A 5534-nucleotide genomic window follows, 5' to 3' on the forward strand; every position below is an offset into this window, starting at 1 on the left:
CCGACGACCCGGCGCGCGACTTCAATTTCGGCACCTTCCAGCGCACCTACGCCAAGGCCGGCAAGGACACCGCCGATGCGGCCCTGCTCGGCTTCGACGACAGCGCCTGGGAGCGCATCGACCTGCCGCACGACTGGGCGGTGGCGCTGCCGCCGCGCCAGGATCCGACCTCCACCCTGGTCAACGGCGAAGACCCGTCCGCCGCGCACGGCTACAAACCGTTGGGCCGCACCGATCCGCAGACCAGCATCGGCTGGTACCGGCGCGTGCTGGAGATTCCGGCGGAAGACCTGGGCAAGCAGATCAGCCTGGAATTCGAGGGCGTGTTCCGCGACTGCATCGTGTTCTGCAACGGCCACATCGTCGGCCGCAACGGCAGCGGCTACTGCGGCTTCGAAGTCGACCTCAGCGACGTGCTCGACTACGGCGCCAGGAACATCATCGCCGTGCGCGTGGATGCCACGCTCGGCGAAGGCTGGTTCTACGAAGGCGCCGGTATCTACCGCCACGTCTGGCTGCGCACCACCGACGCACTGCACGTGCCGATGGACGGCGTGTACGTGCGCAGCGTCTGGGACGGCGGCGCCGCGCAGGCGCTGGTGGAGACCGAACTCGGCAACCACGGCGCGACGCCGCGGCAGTGCAGCGTGGTCTCGGTGATCCGCGCGCCGGACGGGCGCATCGTCGCCCAGGCCAGTTCCGCGCCGATCACGGTCGAGCCCGGCGTGGTGCAGCGCGTGCAGCAGACCCTGGACCTGGGCACGCCCGCGCCGTGGTCGCCGGAGAACCCGCAACGCTACACGCTGTCCACGCGCCTGCTCGGCGACGGCCATACCTGCGACGCGACCACCACCCACTTCGGCGTGCGCCGCCTGCAGTTCGATCCGCAGCGCGGCCTGCTGCTCAATGGCGCGGCCTACAAGCTGCACGGCACCAACAACCACCAGGACCATGCCGGCGTCGGCACCGCCATTCCCGACCGCCTGCACGAATGGCGCCTGCGCCAGCTCAAGTCGATGGGCTGCAACGCCTATCGCAGCGCGCACAACCCGGCCTCGCCAGCGCTGCTGGAGCTGTGCGACCGGCTGGGCCTGCTGCTGATCGACGAGACCCGGCGCATGTCCTCCGACGACGAGGCCATGGCCGAACTGACGTCGATGGTGCGGCGCGGCCGCAACCATCCCTGCGTGATGCTGTGGTCGCTGGGCAACGAGGAGCCGCAGATGGTCACCGCGCGCGGCGCGCGCATCGTCGCGCGCATGCAGCGCCTGGTGCGGCGCCTGGATCCGAGCCGCCCCACCACCTTCGCCATGGACAAGGGCTTCGACGATGGGGTCGGGCAGGTCGTGGACGTGGTCGGCTTCAACTACCGCACCACGCAGATGGACGCCTTCCATGCGCGCCATCCACAGATCCCGGTCTACGGCAGCGAGACCGGCAGCACCGTCGGCGTGCGCGGCAACTACCGCACCGACGACGTGCGCGGCTATGCCCGCGCCTACGACCTCGACTACCCCTGGTGGGCCAGCAGCGCCGAAGCCTGGTGGAGCTATGTCGCGCAGCGCCCGTACATCGCCGGCGGCTTCGTCTGGACCGGCTTCGACTACCGCGGCGAGCCGACCCCGTACAACCGCTGGCCGAACGTCGCTTCGCAGTTCGGCATCCTCGACAGTTGCGGCTTCCCCAAGGACAACTACTGGTACTACCGCGCGCAATGGACCGCCGCGCCGGTGCTGCACCTGTTCCCGCACTGGAACTGGGACGGCTTGCTGGACGAGCGCGACAACGGCATGGTCGACGTGTGGTGCCACAGCAACCTGGACGCGGTGGAACTGCTGGTCAACGGCGTCAGCCAGGGCCTGCAGCAGGTGCCGGCCTACGGCTACGTCGAATGGCGCGTGCGCTACGCACCCGGCCGCATCGAAGCGCGCGGCTACCGCGGCGGCAAACAGGTGCTGACGCAGCTCCGCGAGACCGTGGGCGCCCCGGCCGCGGTGCGCCTGCGCTGCGAACGGGCGAATCTGCTGGCCGACGCCGAGGACGTGGCCGTGGTCGCGGTGGAGATCGTCGATGCCAAGGGCCGCATCGTGCCTACCGCCAGCGACGCCGTGCGCTTCGCCGTCCGCGGCCCCGGCCGCCTGATCGGCGTGGGCAACGGCGACCCGTCCAGCCACGAACCCGACAAGGCCGACCAGCGCCGCGCCTTTAACGGTCTGTGCATGGCCTTGCTGCAGACCACGCGCGATGCCGGCACGCTGACACTGGAAGCGACTGCGCCCGGATTGGTGCCTGCGCGGCTGGCGCTGAAGAGTGTGCGCACCAGGCCGCGGCCGTTCGTCGCCTGAGGCGGTCGCGCGCTTTCAAGGCGCTGCGCGGCGCCATCGTCATGCGCTCCCGACTCGGTGCTCCTGCGGCGCGTCATTCCGAAGCCGATCTACGACGCCTCGCCAGCGTCGCCGCAGCCACGACGCTGCATCGCCCCGGCGATGCACGCTCCCCCACCGCGCATCGCGGCGAGGGAGCGCCAGCCCTCACCGCAAGCGCGAGAAGGCACCGATCCCGGCGATCGCCAGCCGCTCCGCGGGCAGCGCTGTTTCGGCGAACGACAGCCGCAGGTAACGGATCTGCCGGACCTCGGGGAAATTCAGCCGCTGGGTCGAGAGCGCGTAGGCGATATTGGACAACTCGCCGCCACCGGCCGGCTGCCAGTGCTGGCCATCCTCGCTGCTTTCGGCGCGATAGCCCTTCGGCGGCGCCGCACCGTTCATCACCGTGCGCGAGGGGGTGAGGCTGAAGCCGGCGACCTGGCGCAGCGCACCCAGGTCGATGGTCACCTGCACGGGATGGCCCGGCGTGGGAGCGGGCACGACCCAGATCGTGCCGGCATCGTCGTCGAGCAACTTCTCCGCTCCCGGCGCGCTGGCCGCGACGATGCGCCAACCCGCGGTGGACAGCACGTCCGGCGCGTTCGTCGTGGGCCGCGCGACCGCAACGGGCGCCACCGCGCGGAACAGCGCGAATTCGCTGATCGCCGGACAGACCGGTGCCTCGAGCACACGCAGGCGCACACGGCGCGCGGCAATCGGACGATCGAGCCGCAGAATCCGCTGCGCGCCGATGCATTGCGCTTCGGCCAAGCGCTGCCACTGCCCATCCACCTCGGCGTCGACCGCGAAGCGGGTGACGCGCACGCCCAGCGGCAGGTATTCGCGCAGCCGGATCAGGTCGAAGCTGTGCGCCGCCGACAGTTCCAGCGTCAGCGTCGGCGTGGTGACGTCGTCCGGCGTGGACCAGTAGCTGTCCGGCTGGCGGTCGAGCACACGCTCCGGCTCGAACCCCGGACCGCGCGACGCGCTGGCGCTGGCCTTGGCGCCCTTGGCCAGATCGATGGCGAAGCTGGCGCGGATCGCATCGCCGAAGCTCTTCAACACCGCGACGTCATGGTCGGCGATGCGGCCGCGCCGGTCCGGCGGAAGATTGAGGTTCATATTGGTGCCGCGCGCCACCGAGGTATCGAAGTAGCGCACCAGATTCTCCGGGCTGCGCACCTTGCCGTCTTCGTCGGCATGGTAGAACCAGCCCGGGCGGATCGAGGTGTTGGTTTCCGCAGGCCACCACAGCGCCCCGCCCCGCACGCCGGCATTGCCGTTTTCCTGCGTGTAAGGCGCATTGGGCATGGTCGGCCAGCACGGATCGCCGGCCACGCCCTCCTCGTTGCCGACCCAACGGATATCTGCGCCCAGCGGATCGAAGGTGCAGGCCATCGGCTGGTGTTGGTGCACCAGCGCGATCATCCGCGGCCAGTTGTAGTAGGCGGGCGCATCGATCTTGCGGGTTTCGCGCGCTCCGCCGTAGTAACCGTCGCCACCATTGGCGCCGTCGAACCAGAACTCGAACAGGTCGCCATAACCCGTGCACAGCTCGACGATCTGCTTGCGGAAATAGTCGAGATAACCGGGACGGCCATACTCGGCGTGGTTGCGATCCCAGGGAGAGAGGTAGATGCCGAAGGCCAGGCCGGCACGCCGGCACGCCGCAGCCATTTCGCCAACGATGTCGCCCTTGCCGTTCTTGTAGGGCGAATTGCGAATGCAATGCTCGGTCAGGCGCGTCGGCCACAGGCAGAAGCCATCGTGGTGCTTGGCGGTGAAGATGATCCCTTTGAGGTTGCCGGCCTTGGCCGCGGCGACGATCTGATCGGCGGAGAAATCGCTGGGATCGAACTTGCGCGGATCTTCATCGCCGTAACCCCATTCCTTGTCGGTGAAGGTGTTCATCGCAAAATGCACGAAGGCGTATTGCTCCCACCGGTGCCAGCGCAGCTGCCGCGCGCTTGGCACGGCGCCCCACGGTGCCGGCCCTTTCGGGCGCGGCGCGGCCACGATCCGGGCGGCGGATGCGCTGAAGCCCGCGGCGACGGCCACGACACCCGTGGCAAGAAAGGTACGACGATCGATCATGGACGCCTCCGGCTCTACACAAGCCCGGATCTTAGCTTTTCCAACGGCGAAACAGTCCTGCCCGAAACGACACACGGGCATTCAAAGGACACAACGTCACCGTGTGGCCGATCCTCCGCCGCATGCCCGGGAATCGCACCGCGTGCTGTCGCCAATCCGCTTTTTTACGGACAATGGCAGCTGGCGCCGAGACGACTCGCACGCAGTTGCTGCGGACTCGGCATTGCACATGCTGCGTGCGCACCGGACATTCGCTGTCTCGCGATTGACCTTCCTGCCTTTGTCCGTAGAAACGGTGCGCCCCCGACGTTGCACCGTGGATCGGCAGGTGGCGCATCGAACCACGCACCGGGCTGGCGCCGCGCCACGCTGTCATTTGCTGCCGGCACCCGTCCATACTTGTCCACGGACAGTCACCCCGAAATTCATTAAGTCACTGAATCAGATGCAGAATCGAGAAAAAACCCAAGCTCCTGGAAGCGCAGCGGAGCACACCCCGCTGATGAAGCAGTTCTTCGCCGCCAAGTCCGAATACCCGGACCTGCTGCTGTTCTTCCGCATGGGCGATTTCTACGAACTGTTCTACGACGACGCGCGCAAGGCCGCGCGGCTGCTGGACATCACCCTGACCCAGCGCGGCAGTTCCGGCGGTGCACCGATCCCGATGGCCGGGGTGCCGGTGCATGCCTACGAGGGCTATCTGGCGCGACTGGTGGCGCTGGGCGAGTCGGTGGCGATCTGCGAGCAGATCGGCGATCCGGCGCTGGCCAAGGGCCTGGTCGAGCGCAAGGTGGTGCGCATCGTCACCCCCGGCACGGTGACCGACGAGGCCCTGCTGGACGAGCGCCGCGACACCTTGCTGATGGCGATCGCACGCAACAAGCACGGCTACGGCCTGGCCTGGGCCGACCTGGCCGGCGGCCGCTTCCTGGTCAACGAGGTGGACAACGAGGACGCGCTGGAGGCGGAACTGGCGCGGCTGGAGCCGGCCGAACTACTGGTGCCCGACGAGGACCAGTGGCCGGAATTCCTGCGCGAGCGCCGCGGCGTGCGCCGCCGGCCGCCGTGGCTGGT

2 protein-coding genes and 1 pseudogene are annotated in these 5534 nt (G+C 68.6%); 2 read left to right on the top strand and 1 reads right to left on the bottom strand.

Annotation, left to right across the window (positions count from 1 at the left end; all coding sequences use genetic code 11):
- Window positions 1–2345: beta-galactosidase GalA (gene galA, locus D180_RS21655; RefSeq protein WP_017914422.1), on the top strand; the 2345-nt coding region annotated here is incomplete at its 5' end.
- Window positions 2346–2531: 186 nt separating this feature from the next.
- On the opposite strand, the gene D180_RS21660 is transcribed toward galA, so the two are convergent.
- Complete coding sequence (locus D180_RS21660) at window positions 2532–4460, bottom strand: alpha-L-fucosidase (RefSeq protein ID WP_043091524.1); 1929 nt, start codon at window positions 4458–4460, stop codon at window positions 2532–2534.
- Window positions 4461–4905: 445 nt separating this feature from the next.
- On the opposite strand from D180_RS21660, the pseudogene D180_RS21665 reads away from it, so the two are divergent.
- Window positions 4906–5534, top strand: a pseudogene (locus D180_RS21665) (DNA mismatch repair protein MutS); the annotation flags it as partial.

Source organism: Xanthomonas sp. SHU 166 (assembly GCF_000364685.1).
Lineage (GTDB): Bacteria > Pseudomonadota > Gammaproteobacteria > Xanthomonadales > Xanthomonadaceae > Xanthomonas_A > Xanthomonas_A sontii.

What these genes read in the sequence shown, in the direction of transcription:
- D180_RS21660 (WP_043091524.1), bottom strand. Translation starts at nt 4,460, where the DNA reads ATGATCGATCGTCGTACCTTTCTTGCCACGGGTGTCGTGGCCGTCGCC.